Origin of the sequence: Pseudomonas oryziphila (genome assembly GCF_003940825.1) — a bacterium.
Lineage (GTDB): Bacteria > Pseudomonadota > Gammaproteobacteria > Pseudomonadales > Pseudomonadaceae > Aquipseudomonas > Aquipseudomonas sichuanensis.
Map to the genome: position 1 here is coordinate 5,103,597 of NZ_CP034338.1, position 13,295 is coordinate 5,116,891.

At 63.6% G+C, this 13,295-nt stretch carries 14 protein-coding genes and 1 pseudogene; 4 read left to right on the plus strand and 11 right to left on the minus strand.

Going from position 1 to position 13,295, the window contains the following annotated elements; all coding sequences use genetic code 11:
* Window positions 1-110: 110 nt before the first annotated feature.
* The gene (cysZ, locus tag EJA05_RS23795; RefSeq protein WP_125860305.1) at window positions 111-839 is read left to right on the plus strand and encodes a sulfate transporter CysZ; all 729 of its coding nucleotides are present in this window, start codon (window positions 111-113) and stop codon (window positions 837-839) included.
* A 134-nt stretch (window positions 840-973) separates the two neighbouring features.
* On the opposite strand, the gene EJA05_RS28935 is transcribed toward cysZ, so the two are convergent.
* Window positions 974-1,405: a methyl-accepting chemotaxis protein gene (locus tag EJA05_RS28935; RefSeq protein WP_371923703.1), complete on the minus strand. Its 432-nt coding sequence runs from the start codon at window positions 1,403-1,405 to the stop codon at window positions 974-976.
* 114 nt (window positions 1,406-1,519) lie between these two features.
* A pseudogene (locus EJA05_RS28940) lies at window positions 1,520-2,410 on the minus strand (PAS domain-containing protein); the annotation flags it as partial.
* Between the two features lie 56 nt (window positions 2,411-2,466).
* Between EJA05_RS28940 and EJA05_RS23805 the strand changes: the two are divergent.
* Window positions 2,467-3,684 carry a glycosyltransferase family 4 protein gene (locus tag EJA05_RS23805; protein WP_125860309.1) on the plus strand — a complete coding sequence of 406 codons (1,218 nt, stop codon included), beginning with the start codon at window positions 2,467-2,469 and terminating at the stop codon, window positions 3,682-3,684.
* Here EJA05_RS23805 and EJA05_RS23810 read toward each other — a convergent pair.
* The 3 genes from EJA05_RS23810 to EJA05_RS23825 form a co-directional block, all read right to left on the minus strand.
* Complete coding sequence (locus EJA05_RS23810) at window positions 3,653-4,756, minus strand: NADH:flavin oxidoreductase (RefSeq protein WP_125860311.1); 1,104 nt, start codon at window positions 4,754-4,756, stop codon at window positions 3,653-3,655. The genes EJA05_RS23805 and EJA05_RS23810 overlap by 32 nt on opposite strands.
* 253 nt (window positions 4,757-5,009) lie before the next feature.
* On the minus strand, window positions 5,010-5,492 hold the full coding sequence (locus EJA05_RS23820; protein ID WP_125860313.1) for a glutathione peroxidase: 483 nt from the start codon (window positions 5,490-5,492) through the stop codon (window positions 5,010-5,012).
* 138 nt (window positions 5,493-5,630) lie between these two features.
* On the minus strand, window positions 5,631-6,116 hold the full coding sequence (locus tag EJA05_RS23825) for an FKBP-type peptidyl-prolyl cis-trans isomerase (RefSeq protein WP_125465500.1): 486 nt from the start codon (window positions 6,114-6,116) through the stop codon (window positions 5,631-5,633).
* Between EJA05_RS23825 and EJA05_RS23830 the strand changes: the two genes are divergently transcribed.
* Window positions 6,115-6,417, plus strand: coding sequence for a DUF3565 domain-containing protein (locus tag EJA05_RS23830; RefSeq protein ID WP_125860315.1), 303 nt, complete (start codon window positions 6,115-6,117; stop codon window positions 6,415-6,417). The two genes, EJA05_RS23825 and EJA05_RS23830, sit on opposite strands and share 2 nt — an antisense overlap.
* Before the next feature lie 32 nt (window positions 6,418-6,449).
* Window positions 6,450-8,540, plus strand: a complete 2,091-nt coding sequence (gene pta / locus EJA05_RS23835) for a phosphate acetyltransferase (protein ID WP_110994811.1) — start codon at window positions 6,450-6,452, stop codon at window positions 8,538-8,540.
* 122 nt (window positions 8,541-8,662) lie between these two features.
* Here pta and EJA05_RS23840 read toward each other — a convergent pair whose 3' ends face one another.
* The 6 genes from EJA05_RS23840 to EJA05_RS23865 all read right to left on the minus strand — a co-directional run bounded on the left by EJA05_RS23840 (window position 8,663) and on the right by EJA05_RS23865 (window position 13,207).
* On the minus strand, window positions 8,663-9,382 hold the full coding sequence (locus EJA05_RS23840; RefSeq protein ID WP_125465502.1) for an OmpA family protein: 720 nt from the start codon (window positions 9,380-9,382) through the stop codon (window positions 8,663-8,665).
* A 95-nt stretch (window positions 9,383-9,477) separates the two neighbouring features.
* Complete coding sequence (locus tag EJA05_RS23845) at window positions 9,478-10,122, minus strand: MBL fold metallo-hydrolase (protein WP_110994809.1); 645 nt, start codon at window positions 10,120-10,122, stop codon at window positions 9,478-9,480.
* 19 nt (window positions 10,123-10,141) lie between these two features.
* Window positions 10,142-10,489, minus strand: coding sequence for a type II toxin-antitoxin system ChpB family toxin (locus tag EJA05_RS23850; protein WP_125860317.1), 348 nt, complete (start codon window positions 10,487-10,489; stop codon window positions 10,142-10,144).
* Window positions 10,486-10,764, minus strand: a complete 279-nt coding sequence (locus tag EJA05_RS23855) for an AbrB/MazE/SpoVT family DNA-binding domain-containing protein (RefSeq protein ID WP_125860319.1) — start codon at window positions 10,762-10,764, stop codon at window positions 10,486-10,488. Before EJA05_RS23855 ends, EJA05_RS23850 begins: the two co-directional genes overlap by 4 nt.
* Window positions 10,765-10,910: 146 nt before the next feature.
* A complete protein-coding gene (locus EJA05_RS23860; RefSeq protein WP_125465505.1) occupies window positions 10,911-11,603 on the minus strand; it encodes a sensor histidine kinase in 693 nt (230 codons plus the stop codon).
* Window positions 11,600-13,207, minus strand: coding sequence for a tetratricopeptide repeat-containing response regulator (locus EJA05_RS23865; protein WP_125860321.1), 1,608 nt, complete (start codon window positions 13,205-13,207; stop codon window positions 11,600-11,602). The genes EJA05_RS23860 and EJA05_RS23865 overlap by 4 nt, the downstream gene beginning before the upstream one ends.
* Window positions 13,208-13,295: the final 88 nt, after the last annotated feature.

The window sequence follows — 13,295 nt, forward strand, 5'->3', positions numbered from 1 at the left end:
AGGGATTGTCCATACGCTTTGTTACAGACCGTTTCGCAGGCAGCGGGCGCCTTTCGTCGAAACGGCAAACTCGGTAAGGTCAGCGCGTTTTCCTTCTGCGGAGCGTTCCGATGCAAGCCCCCGTCCTTTCTGGCCCGCAATACCTGCGCGAAGGCCTGAAACTGATCCTCAGCCCGAGCCTGCGGCTGTTCGTGCTGTTGCCCCTGGCGGTCAACCTGCTGCTGTTCGGCGGGCTGATCTGGTTCGCCGGCCACGAGTTCAGCCTGTGGGTCGATGCGCTGATGCCCAGCCTGCCCGACTGGCTGAGCTTTCTTTCCTACATTCTCTGGCCGCTGTTCGTTGCCCTGGTGTTGTTGATGGTGTTCTTCACCTTCACCATGCTGGCCAACGTCATCGCCGCGCCGTTCAATGGCTTCCTCGCCGAGAAAGTCGAAGTGGTGGTGCGCGGCCAGGACAACTTCCCGGCGTTCAGCTGGGGTGAGCTGGTGGCGATGGTGCCGCGTACCTTCGGCCGTGAAATGCGCAAGCTCGGTTACTTCCTGCCGCGCGCCATCGGCCTGTTCATCCTGTCGTTCATCCCGGTGATCAACGTGGTCGCCGCGCCGCTGTGGCTGGTGTTCGGCGTGTGGATGATGGCCATCCAGTACATCGACTACCCGGCGGACAACAACAAGATGAGCTGGCAGGACATGCTGGCCTGGCTGCGCCAGAAGCGCTGGCAGTCGCTGGGCTTTGGCGGCATCACCTATCTGGCGCTGATGATCCCTGGGGTCAACGTGGTGATGATGCCGGCGGCGGTGGCCGGGGCTACTTTGTTCTGGGTGCGCGAGCGCAATTAAGCGCGTGAGGGCACAACTGTCTTGTGTTGCTTGCAATGGCCTCATCGCCGGCAAGCCGGCTCCCACAGGTACGACGCGATCCATGTGGGAGCCGGCTTGCCGGCGATGAGGCCAGCGCAGGTCATGCGAATGGGTCAGTGACTCAACTGGCTGGAAAACTGCCCCACCGCATCCACCACCTTCTTCGCGCCTTCCTGGATCTCCACGATCACCCCGCCGGTATCGGCTGCCAGGGCCAGGCCCTGTTCGGCCTGGCGCTTGCTGGTGTCGATGATGTCCACCGCCGCCTGGGCCAGTTGCTCGTTCTGCTGCACCACCTTGGCGATTTCTTCGGTGGCGCTGCTGGTACGCGAAGCCAGCTGGCGCACTTCGTCGGCGACCACCGCAAAGCCACGGCCCTGCTCGCCAGCGCGGGCGGCCTCGATGGCCGCGTTGAGCGCCAGCAGGTTGGTCTGGCCGGCGATGTCGCTGATGGTCTTGATGATCGCGCCAATCACCTTGGACTGCTTGTCCAGCGCCTGGATGCCGTCGGCGGCATCCTGCATCGAGCCTTCCAGCCCGCGCATCACGTCCACGGTCTGGGTAACCACGTCGGTGGCCTTGCGCGCGCAGCTGTCGGTTTCCAGCGAGGTGTTGTAGGCGATGTCCGCAGCCTGGGCCACCGCCAGCTCCTGGTTGACTTGGTCGGTGATCACCGTGGCGAACTTGACCACTTTGTAGAGCACGTCGTGGGCGTCGATGATCGGGTTGTACGAGGCTTCCAGCCACACGGTGCGGCCATGGGCGTCGATGCGCTTGAAGCGCTCGGCAACGAATTCGCCGCGGCGCAACTTTTCCCAGAATGCCTTGTACTCCGGCGAGTTTGCCTCTTCCGGATCGCAGAACATGCGGTGATGCTTGCCACGCACCTGCTCCAGGCTGTAACCCATGCCCTGCAGGAACCGGTCGTTGGCGGTCAGCACCTGGCCGTCGAGGTTGAATTCGATCACGGCGGTGGAGCGCATCAACGCCTTGATCAGGCTTTCATGTTCACGCGACGTTTCGATGGTGCGGGTCAGATCGCTGGAATGCAGGGTGAAGTACTTGATCTGCCCGCTGCTGTTCTTCACCGGCTGCAGGATCGAGCGCAGCCAGGCTTCTTCACCGTTGCCGCGCAGCAGGCGGAATGCGCCGTTCAGATGCTCGCCACGGGTGATTGCGGTTTTCATGCGCTGGTAGAAATCGAGCTTCTTGACGTGGGCCGGCACGATGTCTTCGATGTTGCGCCCGATCAGTTGCTCGGCGCGGTAGAGCATCTCGGTCTCGAAATTGCCGTTGACCGTCTCGATGCGCCCCTGGGGGTCGAGCTGGAGCACCAGCATTTCGCTGTCGAGGCTGTTCTTGACTTGTTCGATGGACATCAGCTCTTCACGCAGCTGCTGGATTTCTTGCTTCAGTTTGCTGTTGAACATCACCGCTCTCCCGGAGCGCACACCATAGTCGAATGCATCTTCATCGGCTGCGCCCCAGGGATTCTTGAGCGGTTGATGGCAATAATTCATCTGCGCAACGCGCCGAAAATCAGGCGTCATCCAGACGTCACAAAGCCGTCACATACCCGCAACGGGTGCGACGGAAACTTTTGCACATGAATACACCGTCCCTGCGCATCACCCTGGTCAGCGAAACCTTCCCACCGGAGATCAACGGCGTGGCCAATACCCTTGGCCGCCTCGATGCCGGGCTGCGCCAGCGGGGCCATCAGGTAGAGGTGATCCGCCCGCGACAGGCGGCCGACAGCATGCCCGATACGGAGGGTGAACTGCTGCTGTGCCGGGGCTGGCCGTTGCCGGGCTACCCCGGGCTGCAGTGGGGCGAAGTGTCGATGCACAAGTTGCTGCGGCGTTGGCGCCGCCAGCGCCCGGACGTGCTGTACATCGCCACCGAGGGCCCGCTGGGCCTGAGCGCCCTGCGCGCGGCGCGGCGCCTGGGTATTTCGGTGGTCAGTGGCTTTCATACCAACTTCCCACAGTACTCGGGCCAGTACGGCCTGGGCCTGCTGACGCGGCTGCTCACCCATTACCTGCGTTGGTTCCACCGGCGCACCACGATCACCCTGGTACCCAGCGCCAGCCAGCGCCTGGCCCTGGAGCGACGCGGCTTCGAAAACCTCGGCCTGCTGGCGCGGGGTGTCGATGCCTGCCTGTTCAACCCGGCGCGGCGCAGCCAGGCCCTGCGTGAGCAGTGGGGGTTGGCGGCCGATGACATTGCCGTGGTGCATGTCGGGCGCCTGGCTGCGGAAAAGAACCTCGCCCTGCTGCGCCCTGCCCTGGACACGCTGCAAGCACGTCATCCACAGCGCCGGCTGCGCCTGATCATGGTGGGTGACGGTCCGCAGCGCGCCAGCCTTGAACAGCAGTTGCCAGATGCCCTGTTCTGCGGTGCGCAACGTGGCGAACAGCTGGCCGAACATTACGCCAGCGGCGACCTGTTCCTGTTCCCGAGCCTGACCGAGACCTTTGGCAACGTGGTGCTCGAGGCGATGGCCTCGGGGTTGGCGGTGGTTGCCTACGATGAGGCCGCCGCCGCCCAGCACATCCGTCATGGCCACAGCGGCGCCCTGGCCATGCCGGGTGACCAGGCAGCGTTCATCGACGCCGCCTGTTGGCTGCTGGAAGAAAACGAAACCTTGCGCAGGGTGCGCCTCAACGCCCGCCAGCATGCCAGCCGCCAGGGCTGGCCGGCGATCGTCGAGCAGTTCGAAGGGTACCTGCGCGACGCCTGCCGTGCTGGCGTGCACGTGAGCGAGCAGGCGCCAGCCCATGCCGTGGCGATCAAGCCAGGGTCGTCAGCGCCTCGCGGCTGAACGGCAGCACATCCGCCTCACGCCCTTCACGCACTTTCTGCGCCCACTGCGCATCTACCAGCAGGGCACGACCCACGGCCACCAGGTCGAACTCCTCGGCCTGCAACCTGCGCAGCAGCCCTTCCAGGCTGGCCGGTTTGGCCACCTTGTCGGTATCGACCATGAACTGCAGGAACTCGCCGTCCAGGCCGACACTGCCCACGGTGATGGTCGGTTTGCCGGTGAGCTGACGGGTCCAGCCGGCCAGGTTCAGCTCGCTGCCATCGAACTCCGGCTCCCAGAAACGCCGGGTAGAGCAGTGGAAGATATCCACACCCGCCTCGGACAGCGGCTTGAGGAACGCCGCCAGGGCCTGCGGGGTTTGAACCAGGCGCGCGTTGTAGTCCTGCTGCTTCCACTGGGAGAAACGGAAGATGATCGGGAAATCCGGCCCCACCGCAGCACGCACGGCCTGGATCAGTTCGATGGCAAAGCGTGAACGCCCGGCCAGGTCACCGCCATATTGGTCATCGCGGCGGTTGCTGGCTTCCCAGAAGAACTGATCGATCAGGTAACCATGGGCGCCGTGGATCTCGACGCCGTCCATGCCGATGGCCTGGGCATCACGGGCAGCCTGGGCGAAGGCGGCAATCACCTCGCGGATGTCGTCATGGCTCATGCCATGGACCACGACCTTGCCGTCCTTGTCCTTGCCGCTCGGGCCATGGCCCGGCACGCTGGCATCCGGCTCGGTGCCCAGCCGGCGCACACTGCCCACATGCCACAGCTGCGGCACGATCCGCCCGCCTTCGGCATGTACGGCTTCGACCACGCGTTTCCAGCCGGCCAGCGCATCTTGGCCGTAGAAGCGTGGAACGTTGGGATAGCCGTTGGCGGCCTTATGACCAACCGTGGTGCCTTCGGTGATGATCAGGCCGACCCCGGCAGCAGCACGGCGGCGGTAGTACTCGACCACGCCATCATGGGGTACGCCACCGGGGCAGAAGGTACGGGTCATCGGTGCCATGACCACGCGGGTCGGCAGGTCGAGGGTGCCAAGGGTGAAAGGCTGGAACAGAGGGTTGCTGGACATGCGGCGCTCCCGACGGGTGAGGAAATGCGCCTGAGCTTAGGGGTAGCGGGTGGGTGGGCACAGCATTATTGATCGGGGTGATTGGCAGGTATCCCAGATGAGCGCGGGGCAGGCTGAGATCTCACAGAACTGCACAGCGCTTGCTGATTCGCGCGAACCTGTGGGAGCGGCTTTAGCACCGAACACCGGCATAGCCGGTGCCCAGCACCGCGTTGCCTGCTTCGCGGCTAAAGCCGCTCCCACAGGCTGCAAATCAGGCCAAGGCCTTCTCGATCGCCTGCACCACGGCTGGATCGTCCGGCGCGGTACGTGGCGCGAAACGCGCCAGCACGCGACCATCCTTGCCCACCAGGAACTTCTCGAAGTTCCAGGTGATATCACCAGGAAACTCGGCGCCCTCGCCGGCCAGCAGCCGGTACAGGGCATGCCGCTCGGAGCCGTTGACGTCGAGCTTCTCGCTCAGTGGGAAGCTCACGCCATAGTTGCGGCTGCAGAACGCCTGGATCTCATCCGCGCTGCCTGGCTCCTGGCCGGCAAACTGGTTGCACGGCAGCCCCAGCACGTTGAAACCCTTGCCCTTGAACTGCTGCTGGAGTTTTTCCAGCGACGCGTATTGCGGCGTAAGACCACACTTGGAGGCGACATTGACCACCAGCACCACCTGGCCCTTGAATGGGGCAAGGGGCAGGTCTTCGCCGTTCAGCGCCTTCAACGTCAGGTCGTGAAATACACTCATGTTGATCCCCTCTCAGGTTCCCGGTTGTCGCTGGGGCGAATTGCGCCCACTAAAAAGGCGCGCAGCCAAACCGTCCACTCCCTGAGGATGTCCGGCTTGCCCGAGCGCCTGGCGACTCTCTGAGCTTAGCGCAGAAAATCAGTGGTGATGGCCACCTTCACCGTGGATGTGGCGGTGAGCGATTTCTTCTTCGCTGGCGTCACGCACGTCAACAACCTTGACCTGGAAGTTCAGGCGCTGGCCGGCCAGCGGGTGGTTGCCGTCGACGGTCACGTCGTCGCCGTCGATGTCGCGGATGGTGACGATCTGCATCTGGCCGTCCGGCGCCGAAGCGTGGAACTGCATGCCGACTTCCAGTTGGTCGACGCCTTCGAACAGGCTGCTGCTCAGGGTGCTGACCAGTTCAGCCGAGTATTCGCCGTAGGCTTCTTCGGGTTCGATGGCAACGGTCAGCTCGTCACCGGCCTGCTTGCCTTCCAGGGCTTTTTCCAGGCCCGGGATGATGTTGCCGGCACCGTGCAGGTAAACCAGCGGCGCACCGCCGGCAGAGCTGTCGATGGTCTCACCGGCGTCGTTGGTCAGGGTATAGTCGATGGAGACAGCCTTGTTGGCGGCGATCAGCATGGGGCAGGACCTTTTGCAAAAGAATGTAGAGCGGGGAAGTGTAACCAAGGCACCGTCCGATTGCGAACCGACCATGGACGAAGGGAGGCCCGTCAGTCTGATCACCGGCTTCCATCAGGACGAGGAAGGCCACTGGGTGGTCGACCTGTCCTGCGGCCACACCCAGCACTTGCGTCACCAGCCGCCCTGGCAGGCGCGGCCCTGGGTGCTCGAGCCCGGCGAGCGCGAACGCCGCATCGGCCAGGTATTCCACTGTGGCTGGTGCGCCCAGGGTGCGGTTAGCGATACCCTTGGCCGTTGATTTCCTTGCACCGCTTATTTCGAGAAGCACGCATGCAAACATTTTTCATTGCGCCGACCGACTTTGGTGTCGGCCTCACCTCCATCAGCCTGGGCCTGATCCGCACCCTGGAGCGCGCCGGGCTCAAGGTCGGCTTCTTCAAGCCGATCGCCCAGCCGCACCCCGGCGACACCGGCCCGGAGCGCTCCACCGAGCTGGTTGCCCGCACCCATGGCATCAAGCCGCCCCTGCCACTGAGCCTTGGTCATGTGGAGCGCATGCTGGGGGACGGCCAACTGGACGAGCTGCTCGAAGAAATCATCCGCCTTTACCAGCAAGCGTGCGTGGGCAAGGACGTGGTTGTGGTCGAAGGCATGGTTCCGACCCGCCACGCCAGCTACGCGGCCCGGGTCAACCTGCACCTGGCCAAGAGCCTGGATGCCGAGGTGATCCTGGTGTCGGCGCCCGAGAACGAGGTGCTCAGCGAGCTGTCCGGGCGCGTCGAACTGCAGGCCCAGTTGTACGGTGGCCCGCGCGACCCGAAGGTGCTCGGGGTGATCCTCAACAAGGTGCGCACCGATGAAAGCATGGCCGACTTCGCCACGCGGCTGCGCGAGCACTCGCCGCTGTTGCGCGGCAACGATTTCCGCCTGCTCGGCTGTATTCCCTATCAGCCCGACCTCAATGCACCGCGCACCCGCGACGTCGCCGAGCTGCTCGGCGCCCAGGTGCTCAACGCCGGTGACTACGACCAGCGGCGTATGAACAAGATCATCATCTGTGCCCGCACCGTGGCCAACACCGTGCCGCTGCTGACCTCGGGCACCCTGGTGGTGACGCCGGGCGATCGCGACGACATCATCCTCGCCGTGAGCCTGGCGGCGATCAATGGCGTGCCCCTGGCCGGCCTGTTGCTGACCAGCGACAGCAAGCCCGACCCACGCATCCTGGAGCTATGCCGCGGCGCACTGCAGGCCGGCCTGCCGATCCTGTCGGTCAGCACCGGCTCCTATGACACCGCCAATCAGCTCAACTCGCTGAACCGCGAGATCCCGGTGGACGACCGCGAGCGCGCCGAGTTCATCACCGACTTCGTCGCCAGCCAGCTCGATGCCGCCTGGCTGCACCAGCGCTGCGGCACGCCGCGCGAACTGCGCCTGTCGCCGGCGGTGTTCCGCTACCAACTGATCCAGCGTGCCCAGCAGGCCAACAAGCGCATCGTCCTGCCCGAAGGCGCCGAGCCCTTGCTGGTGCAAGCCGCCGCCCTGTGCCAGGCACGCGGTATCGCTCGCTGCGTGCTGCTGGCCAAGCCCGAAGCGGTGCAAGCCGTAGCACGGGCCCAGGGCATCACCCTGCCGCCCGATCTGGAAGTGCTCGACCCCGACCTGATCCGTGCCCGCTATGTCGAACCGATGGTCGATTTGCGCAAGAGCAAGAACCTCAACGCGCCGATGGCCGAGCAGCAGTTGGAAGACCCGGTGGTGATCGCGACCATGATGCTGGCCCTGGGTGAGGTCGACGGCCTGGTCTCGGGCCTGGTGCATTCGACCGCCAATACCATCCGCCCGGCCTTGCAGTTGATCAAGACCGCGCCGGGTGCAAGCCTGGTGTCGTCGGTGTTCTTCATGCTGTTCCCGGACCAGGTGCTGGTGTATGGCGACTGCGTGATGAATCCGCACCCCAGCGCCGCCGAACTGGCCGAAATTGCCCGGCAGAGCGCCGAGTCTGCCGAGTCGTTCGGTATCGCGCCACGGGTGGCGATGCTCAGCTACTCCAGCGATTCGGCCGCCAGTGACGAGGAAGTGGAAAAGGTTCGCGAGGCCACGCGGCTGGCGCAGCAGGCCGAGCACGACCTGCTGATCGACGGCCCGTTGCAGTATGACGCCGCCGCCAACCCCGAGATCGCCCGCCAGCTGGCACCGGCAAGCCCGGTGGCCGGGCGCGCCACGGTGTTCGTGTTCCCCGACCTGAACACCGGCAACACCACCCATAAAGCGGTGCAGCGCAGTGCTGACTGCGTGAGCCTCGGGCCGATGCTGCAAGGGCTGCGCAAGCCGGTCAACGACCTGCCACGCGGGGCCCAGGTGGATGACATCGTGCACACCATCGCGCTGACGGCGATCCAGGCCAGCACCGTGCGCTGAAATGAAAAAGGGCCGCTGCGCGACCCATCGCCGGCAAGCCGGCTCCCACAGAGATCACTGTAACCCTGTGGGAGCCGGCTTGCCGGCGATGGGCTGCGCAGCGGCCCCTTCGATATCAAGCGTTATGGATACTGCTGGACAGTACCCTGCTGGTCATACTGCTGACCCGGGATCGGCTTGAGGTTGACCTCAACCCGACGGTTCTGCGCGCGGCCATTGGCGTCGGCGTTGCTGGCGATCGGCTGGTCAGGGCCCATGCCACGCACCGTCACCCGCGATGCATCGACACCTTGCGAGGTCAGGTAGCTGCTGACGGCCTGGGCGCGGCGCTGCGACAGGTCCATGTTGTGCTGGCGGCTGCCGGTGCTGTCGGTGAAACCGACCACCTCGATGGTGTTCTGGTTGAACTGCTTGAACGAACCGGCGAGGTTGTTCAGCGGCGAGTAGAAGCTTGGGGCGATGTTCGCCGAATCGGTGGCGAAGGTGATGTTGCCCGGCATGATCAGTTTGATCTGGTCACCCTGGCGCTGCACTTCGACGCCAGTGTTGGCCATTTGCGCACGCAGCTCGGCCTCTTGCTTGTCGGCGTAGTAACCGTAGCCAGCGGCGGCGGCGCCCACTGCGGCGGCGCCGATCAGCGCACCCTTGCCGCGGTTGTTGTGATTGATGGCGGCACCGGCAACGGCACCTGCCAGCGCGCCCAGGCCGCCGTACTTGGCAGTTTTGCTCATCCCTGTGGAGCCTTGCGCCTGGCCTTGGTTGTCATACGGGTTGGGGCTGGCACAACCGGACATCAGGGCGGCGGCGGTAGCGACGATAATCAGACGACGCATGGTGAACATGGACAAGCTCCTACTGAAATTCAAAAGTGCGGCGGATCACTCACGGATCTGTGCCAGCCTTGGATTGCAGCAATGCGGAAAAATTCCATGCAACCTCAGGCTCGCACGAACGGGTTTTCGCGCATTTCGTCGCCGAGCCGGGTTTCCGGACCATGGCCGGTCACCACGATGGCGTCTTCATCGAGGCGGTACAGTCGCTCCTTGATGGAACGAACGATAGTCCGCTGATCACCACCCCACAAATCGGTGCGGCCGACACCACGGCGGAACAGGGTGTCGCCGGCAATCAGCAGTTTCTGCTCGGCGAACCAGAAGCTCATCGAGCCGGGGCTATGCCCTGGCGTATGCAGGGCCACGCCACAACCACATGCCAGTTCCTCGTCGTCGCTCAGCCAGCGGTCCGGTGCAGGTACGGGCGTGTAGGGCATGCCGAACATCTGGCATTGCATCTCGAGGTTGTCCCACAACGGCTGGTCGTCCTTGTGCAGGTGCAAGGTGGCGCCGGTCAGTTCCTTGAGCCTGCCCGAGGCGAGGAAGTGATCGAAGTGGGCGTGGGTGTGGATGATGCTCACCAGGGTCAGGCCATGGTGCTGCAGGCGGGCGAGGATCTTCTGCTCGTCACCGCCCGGGTCGACGACGATGGCCTTCTTGCTGAGCGGGTCGCCGATCAGCGTGCAGTTGCACTGCAAGGGGCCAACGGGGAAGGTTTCGCGGATGAGCGCTACGGATGGTTTTTCCATGACAGGACACTGCACACAATTAATCGAAGAGGGTTTGAACACGCGCCAGCGCGTCCAGGATCACGGCTTCGGGAACGGATTCGATGCGCTTGGCACCCCTCGCTTCAAGGTCTACCGTGCGTAGCTGATTGCACAGCATCACACCTTGCGTCTGGGTACCGGCGCCGCTCAGGGTAACTGCAAAACCTGCGTGCCGGGAGAAATCCCCACCTTGTGAAATCGGCACGATCACCGCGAGCCCAGAGGTATTGAACATGGCGGGCGTCAACACCAGCGCAGGGCGCGAAGCACCTTGCTGTTCTCTACCGACGGTGGGGTCCAGGTTGATCCGGACGATATCCCCCCTGTCGAACCTGCCCCGCTTCAAACCTCACGCCCCACCGGACGCATTGCGTTCCAGTCAGCCATGTCTGCGGGTTCCGGGGCTGTCAGGTCACATTGCGCCATCAACTCTTCGAGCCGGTACTCGGGCTTCGATCTGACAGGTTTGAGCACCAGGGTCTCGCCGGAAGTATCCAGGCTCAGGGTCGACCCCACGCTCAGGTGCATTTGCTTGAGGACCGTCGCCGGCAGACGAATCGCTGCGCTGTTGCCCCATTGCTGAATCTTGATCTGCATAAGTATCTCCCAAGGTAGATACATAGTAGAAACCCTCCCGACGATGGCAAGTGAAATGTAGAAACAGCGTATCTACATTGTCATCCACTCGACGTCGATGAAAGCCCATGTACTGCTTGAGAGACATCTCTCACATGACCTTGGGATGCAGCCTCAGCAATCAACAATACTCAGGGCAGATACAAGCGGAACAACCCACCCCCCAGCGCCCCGCCATTGGCGATCTCGATCCGCCCATGCACGCCATTGCGCTCATGCAGTGCGGCGATGCGCGCAGCGAAGTACAAGCCCAGCCCGGTGCTTCCGCTCTGCTGATCGATACCCTGCACATAATCCTGCTGGCGCTCGAGCATGCGCTGTGGATAACCGGCGCCATCGTCGTTGACGCTGATCACCAGTTGCTCGCCCTCTTCCTCGATGCCGATCAGCAACGTGTGGCCGGCATAGCGGATGGCGTTGGTCAGCACGTTGGCCAGCACCGATGCCACCAGTTCACGGTCGAAGAAGCCCAGCGGGCTCTCGGTGTCGATGCGCCAGGTGGCGAGGATGTCGCGATGCTTGAGCACCTCCTCATGCGCGGCCAGCTGAGCCTCGATGAAGTCGTCCAGCTCGTGGTAGTCCGGGCAGACCGGGAGCTGGTTCACCCCCAGTTTGTACAAGCCCAGCATCTGCACCAGCATGCCGTTGAGGTGGCGGAACTCGTGCTCCATCACGCCCTGCTCGGCACCGCCTTGCAACGCCTCGGGCAACCGCGCCAGCCACTGGTTGTGCGCCTGGATCAACGCCGACAGCGAGTTCTTCAGGTCGTGCACGGTGGAGGCGATCACCGTGGAGAAATCCAGCCCCTGGTTGTCCTGGTTCATGCGCCAAAGACCCGGATATGCAGTTTGCGGTAGCGATCGTAGCGGCTGTCGCTGGCAGGGATGCCGGCCACGCTGGTGAGGCAGCTGCGACACTCTTCCATCAATGCCGGTGGCGGTGTCTCGCCACCGATGCGCAGCAGCGCCTGGGCGGTGTTGAGGGCGATGCTGATGTTCTTCGGCTGCAGCGACAGCGCCTTGCGGAACATGCCCAGCGCCTCGCTGAGCTGCCCGCCCTGGTAGCTGCGCACGCCTTGACGGTTAAGGTCGACCGCCTCGGTCACAGCGCCGAGCACCACCGGGTCATCGGTAAGTTTGGCCACGCTCTGCATGACCTTGGGGTCGTCGCCGTAGGTTTCCACGCAGCCTTTGAGAATCGAAGTACCCGCCGCGTCCTGGCCCAGCTGCTGCAATTGCTTGGCCACGGTCAGCGCCGCTTCGACCGAGAAGAACTGCTCCATCTTCTCCAGGCGTTGCATGGCCTGTTCGGTGAGCTTGGCGGCTGTTTCCGCATCGCCCGCCTGCTGCAGGCTCGCCGCCTTCATCAACCGCGCCCGTACTTGCAGGCCTTGGTCCTCGACGTTTTCCTTGGCCACTTCACTGAGCACACTGTTGATCTCGACCCGGGTTCGCGCGTCGAGACCGTTGCCGGCATTCTTGTTCATCAAGGCCTGGGCCAGCCCCAGGTTGGTTTCGGCACTCTTGTAGCGCGAACTCTGGCCTTGGCTGACGGCATGCCGAAACGCTTTAGAAGCACCCTCGAAGTCGGCATTGTCCAGCGCCAGCTTGCCCAGCGCCGCTTGCCGGCGCACCGCCAGTGGCGACAGGCGTACCGCCTCCTCGAGCATGTGCTGGGCACGCCGGCTCTCGCCCTGGGCCACCAGCACCTCGGCCATGCCGTCATACAGGCTGGGCATGATCGGGAAGGCTTTGAGCGCCTGTTCGTATACACCCTGCGCCTGGGCATGCTGGCCGCGCTTGTGCAGCAAGCTGCCCAGCGCCGCATAGACCCACGGTTGCGGGCGGCTCGCGAGGATGCCTTTGAGGAATTTTTCCAGCTCGTCGAAGCGGTTGAGCTCGCGCAGCGCATCGGCACGATAGCGCAGGCACAGCGGCGCAAAGCGTGGGTCCTGCTTGCACAGCTCGGCACAGGCCGTCAGCACTTCAGCCGGGCGCCCACGGTCAAGGGCCTGGAGAATCGGTTTGAGCAAGGTCTTGCGCTGAACCAGCTTTTCAAGGCGCTGGGCCAGGCCTACGCGGTTGAATGGCTTGGTCAGGTAAGCGTCAGGTTCGTGTTCGATGGCACTCAGCACGATGGCCTGGCTGCTTTCAGCGGTGACCATGATGAACACGCACTCATGGCTGATCAGCTTGTCGAGAATCAGGTCTTCGAGCACCTGCTGGCCGTTCTTCTTGCCGTCGCCCAGGTGAAAGTCCTGCAAAACGAAGTCATAGCGCTTCTGCCCACACATGCGCAGCGCCTGCTCGCCACTGTCGGCAGTGTCCACGTCGCGTGCACCCAGTTCGCGCAACATGGAGCGCGTCGACGTGCGAAAGTCTGTGAAGTCGTCGACGATCAGAAAGCTTTTTTGCCCGTACTGCAGCATCAACACGACCTGTAAAAGGAAGAAGGGAAATTGGCGCGTGGCAATGCAAGACGCCGAAATGTGTATCGGCAGCCTCTGCACAAAGATG

Bases quoted from the DNA above. Each gene is read 5' to 3' on its own strand.
- cysZ (WP_125860305.1), top strand. From the start codon at position 111: ATGCAAGCCCCCGTCCTTTCTGGCCCGCAATACCTGCGCGAAGGCCTG.
- EJA05_RS28935 (WP_371923703.1), bottom strand. From the start codon at position 1,405: ATGCGCGGGCTGGAAGGCTCGATGCAGGATGCCGCCGACGGCATCCAG.
- EJA05_RS23805 (WP_125860309.1), top strand. From the start codon at position 2,467: ATGAATACACCGTCCCTGCGCATCACCCTGGTCAGCGAAACCTTCCCA.
- EJA05_RS23810 (WP_125860311.1), bottom strand. From the start codon at position 4,756: ATGTCCAGCAACCCTCTGTTCCAGCCTTTCACCCTTGGCACCCTCGAC.
- EJA05_RS23820 (WP_125860313.1), bottom strand. From the start codon at position 5,492: ATGAGTGTATTTCACGACCTGACGTTGAAGGCGCTGAACGGCGAAGAC.
- EJA05_RS23830 (WP_125860315.1), top strand. From the start codon at position 6,115: ATGGGGCAGGACCTTTTGCAAAAGAATGTAGAGCGGGGAAGTGTAACC.
- EJA05_RS23825 (WP_125465500.1), bottom strand. From the start codon at position 6,116: ATGCTGATCGCCGCCAACAAGGCTGTCTCCATCGACTATACCCTGACC.
- pta (WP_110994811.1), top strand. From the start codon at position 6,450: ATGCAAACATTTTTCATTGCGCCGACCGACTTTGGTGTCGGCCTCACC.
- EJA05_RS23840 (WP_125465502.1), bottom strand. From the start codon at position 9,382: ATGTTCACCATGCGTCGTCTGATTATCGTCGCTACCGCCGCCGCCCTG.
- EJA05_RS23845 (WP_110994809.1), bottom strand. From the start codon at position 10,122: ATGGAAAAACCATCCGTAGCGCTCATCCGCGAAACCTTCCCCGTTGGC.
- EJA05_RS23855 (WP_125860319.1), bottom strand. From the start codon at position 10,764: ATGTATCTACCTTGGGAGATACTTATGCAGATCAAGATTCAGCAATGG.
- EJA05_RS23860 (WP_125465505.1), bottom strand. From the start codon at position 11,603: ATGAACCAGGACAACCAGGGGCTGGATTTCTCCACGGTGATCGCCTCC.
- EJA05_RS23865 (WP_125860321.1), bottom strand. From the start codon at position 13,207: ATGCTGCAGTACGGGCAAAAAAGCTTTCTGATCGTCGACGACTTCACA.